Genomic DNA, 3,065 nt, shown 5'->3' with positions numbered 1-3,065 from the left:
GCTCAGAACGCCTGGTTCGCGAAACCGCGGCGGGCCGCCGCGGACAGGAACGACTGCCAGGCCGCGCTGCTGGAGTGCGGGTCGCCGGTCACGCCGAGCCGCGACTTGGCGGTGGTGAACGCGCTCTGCGTCTTCGGGCCCCAGATGCCGTCCACGACCAGGCCGGAGCTCATGAAGTTGTTGCACAGCGCCTGGACGAACTTGGTGTCGCTCTCCGACCCGGTCACGCAGCGGACCGGCAGCCCGCCGAAGTCGGAGTGGATGTGGTCCTCGTGGGCGGCGTTGTACCAGCCGTCCAGCGCGTACCGGAACCGCCGCCGGCACACCGCGTCCACCGCCAGGTAGCGGCGGCGGGTGGCCAGGGTGCCGGAGGCGTGCTCGCGGTCCAGCGGCGAGCAGGTCTGGCCGCCGCTCCACCGCACGTGGTCGAGGTCCATCGCGGTGCCCGCGCCGTGCTCGCCGGGCTTGTTGACGTAGAAGCCCGCCGACACCAGGTAGGTGATGCTGCCGTAGGCCGACGACAGGGACCGCAGGTCCCGGATCCAGAGCACCAGGGTGTCGTAGATCCCCTGGGTCGCCTGCCAGTTGCGCAGGGTCGTGTTGCCGCGGCCGGACCGCCAGTAGTAGACGGGGGTGCCGTCGATGCGCTGGAAGGTGATCATCGGGCCGCCTCCGCGGTGATCAGGCGGCCACCGGCCAGCCAGGCCGAGCGGGCGCCGACGACGCCCAGCGCCTTCGCGTCCGCGGGCACGGCGGGCTGCCGCCGCCCCGCGTCGAGCACTCCGGTCAGCGGGGTGGCCTCGACCAGCTCGTTGCCGACCCAGTGCACGCCGCCGCCGAGCGCGGCCAGGTCGCGCACCGCCACGCCGTCGAGCCGGGGCCTGGCGGTCCAGGCGACGCCGTCGCGCGAGGTGTGCAGGACGGTGCCCGCCTGGTCGACCGCCGCCGCGACCCAGCCGTCGGCGGTGCGGGCCACCGCGGTGGCGGCCAGGCCGTCGGTCCACTCCAGACCGCGCACGGGCACGGTCGCCCAGCCGGAGGCCGTGCGGCGGGCCGCGATGCGGACCACGGAGGCCCGCTCGGCCTTGACCACCGAGCCGAGCGCCAGCCCGCCGCCGACGGCGGTGAACTCCGAGCGCAGGCCGTGCAGGCGGCGCGCCTCGCGCCAGGTCGTGCCGTCGGTGGACTCCCAGATCCCGGCGGTCGGGTCCTCGCCGCCGCCGAGCGAGCCGACCGCGACCAGCCGGCCGCCGTCGTCGGCCACGTCCACCAGGTCCGCGCCGCCGAGGCCTTCGGTGATGCGCACCGAACCGCGCTCGTCGAGCAGCACCCACTGGCCGTCCGACCACGTGAGGAGGTAGGGGTTCCCGTCGGGGGCGAGCAGGGCGCCCGCGGTCTTGCCCGGCACGGCGGCTGCCGCCGTCGCGTGGGCCGGTACTGCGCTGGCGAGTGCCGCTGTCGCGGCGGCACCCAGCACGAACGTTCGCCGATCGAGCACGTCAGTCCTTTCGGGAGCAGGGAGGGAAGTGCTGACGTGGCACAGGGCCGGTTGGAAGATTTCCAACGCTGAGTATTGGGTTGGGCGGCAGGGAGGGCAATGGTCCGTTCCGCCCAATGCGTCCACGGACCGGTGCGCCGTGAACGTCCCGGCGGGGTAGGATCGGCGCTGTTCGCGACTGGCGTGACGAGGGTGGGATCGACCACCGGGGAGCGTGAGGCCGGAACGCACCGCGCGCCTGGGTGCTACGGCAGCGCCCCCGCGCGCGTGGAGGACGTCGTGCACGACCCCGCCATCCCGTCCCTGACCGGCGCCGACCCCGAGGTCGCCCGGCTGGTCCAGGCCGAGGCCCGCCGCCAGTTCGAGAAGGTCCGGCTCATCGCCTCGGAGAACTACGTGTCCACCGCGGTGCTGGAGGCCACCGGCTCGGTGCTGACCAACAAGTACTCGGAGGGCTACGCGGGCCGCCGGTACTACGAGGGCCAGCAGGTCGTCGACCCGGTGGAGGAGCTGGCCGTCGCGCGGGCCAGGACCCTGTTCGGCGTCGACCACGCCAACGTCCAGCCCTACTCCGGCTCACCGGCCAACCTCGCCGTGTACCTGGCGTTCCTGGAGCCCGGCGACACCGTCATGGGCATGGCCCTGCCCGCGGGCGGCCACCTCACCCACGGCTGGGGCGTGTCGGCCACCGGCAAGTGGTTCCGCAGCGTCCAGTACGGGGTGCGCAAGGAGACCGGCGTGGTGGACCTGGACGAGGTCCGCGACCTGGCCCGCGCCGAGCGCCCGAAGGTGATCTTCTGCGGTGGCACGGCCATCCCGCGCACCATCGACTTCCCCGGCTTCGCCGAGATCGCCCGCGAGGTCGGCGCGGTGCTGGTGGCCGACATCGCGCACATCGCGGGCCTGGTCGCGGGCGGCGCGCACCCGTCGCCGGTCGGGCACGCCCAGGTGATCACCACGACCACGCACAAGACCCTGCGCGGCCCGCGCGGCGCGATGATCCTCAGCGACGCCGAGCACGCCAAGGCCGTGGACAAGGCCGTGTTCCCGGGTTTGCAGGGCGGACCGCACAACCACACCACGGCGGCGATCGCGGTGGCGCTGGGCGAGGCGCTGGACCCGGGCTTCGGCCGGTACGCGCACGCGATCGTGGAGAACGCCCGAGCCCTGGCCGCCGCCCTGCTCGACCGCGGGTTCGAGCTGGTGTCCGGCGGCACGGACAACCACCTGGTCCTGCTCGACCTGACCAACAAGGGCATCGGCGGCAAGCCCGCGGCCAAGGCCCTGGACCGGGCGGGGATCGAGGCGAACTACAACACCGTGCCGTTCGACCCGCGCAAGCCGTTCGACCCGTCGGGCGTGCGCCTCGGCACGGCCGCCGTCACCACGCGCGGCCTCACCGCGGAGCACATGCCGAGGATCGCGGAGTGGATCGACCGCGCCGTGGCCGCGGCGGGGGACGAGCGGGAGCTGGACCGCATCGCCGGCGAGGTGGCCGAGCTGATGTCGGGCTACCCGATGCCCGGCTGGGCCTGAGGTCGTTCCCGCGCCCGCCCGGCAAGGGGGC

The 3,065-nt window shown here is 74.1% G+C and carries 3 protein-coding genes and 1 riboswitch; of the genes, 1 reads left to right on the top strand and 2 read right to left on the bottom strand.

Annotated elements, in window-relative coordinates:
* Nucleotides 1–2: 2 nt before the first annotated feature.
* On the bottom strand, nucleotides 3–662 hold the full coding sequence (locus ACFV4N_RS41980; protein WP_499678270.1) for an extensin family protein: 660 nt from the start codon (nucleotides 660–662) through the stop codon (nucleotides 3–5).
* Nucleotides 659–1,498: a hypothetical protein gene (locus ACFV4N_RS41975; protein WP_499678269.1), complete on the bottom strand. Its 840-nt coding sequence runs from the start codon at nucleotides 1,496–1,498 to the stop codon at nucleotides 659–661. Before ACFV4N_RS41975 ends, ACFV4N_RS41980 begins: the two co-directional genes overlap by 4 nt.
* Before the next feature lie 164 nt (nucleotides 1,499–1,662).
* A riboswitch (ZMP/ZTP riboswitch) is annotated at nucleotides 1,663–1,749 on the top strand.
* A 28-nt stretch (nucleotides 1,750–1,777) separates the two neighbouring features.
* Here ACFV4N_RS41975 and glyA point away from each other — a divergent pair.
* The gene (gene glyA / locus ACFV4N_RS41970) at nucleotides 1,778–3,034 is read left to right on the top strand and encodes a serine hydroxymethyltransferase (protein ID WP_499678268.1); all 1,257 of its coding nucleotides are present in this window, start codon (nucleotides 1,778–1,780) and stop codon (nucleotides 3,032–3,034) included.
* Nucleotides 3,035–3,065: the final 31 nt, after the last annotated feature.

It is taken from the genome of Actinosynnema sp. NPDC059797, from assembly GCF_042732085.1.
Classification (GTDB): Bacteria; Actinomycetota; Actinomycetes; order Mycobacteriales; family Pseudonocardiaceae; genus Actinosynnema.
Note: the sequence above shows the minus strand (reverse complement) of the source record. Positions and strands in the feature narration are given on the sequence as shown.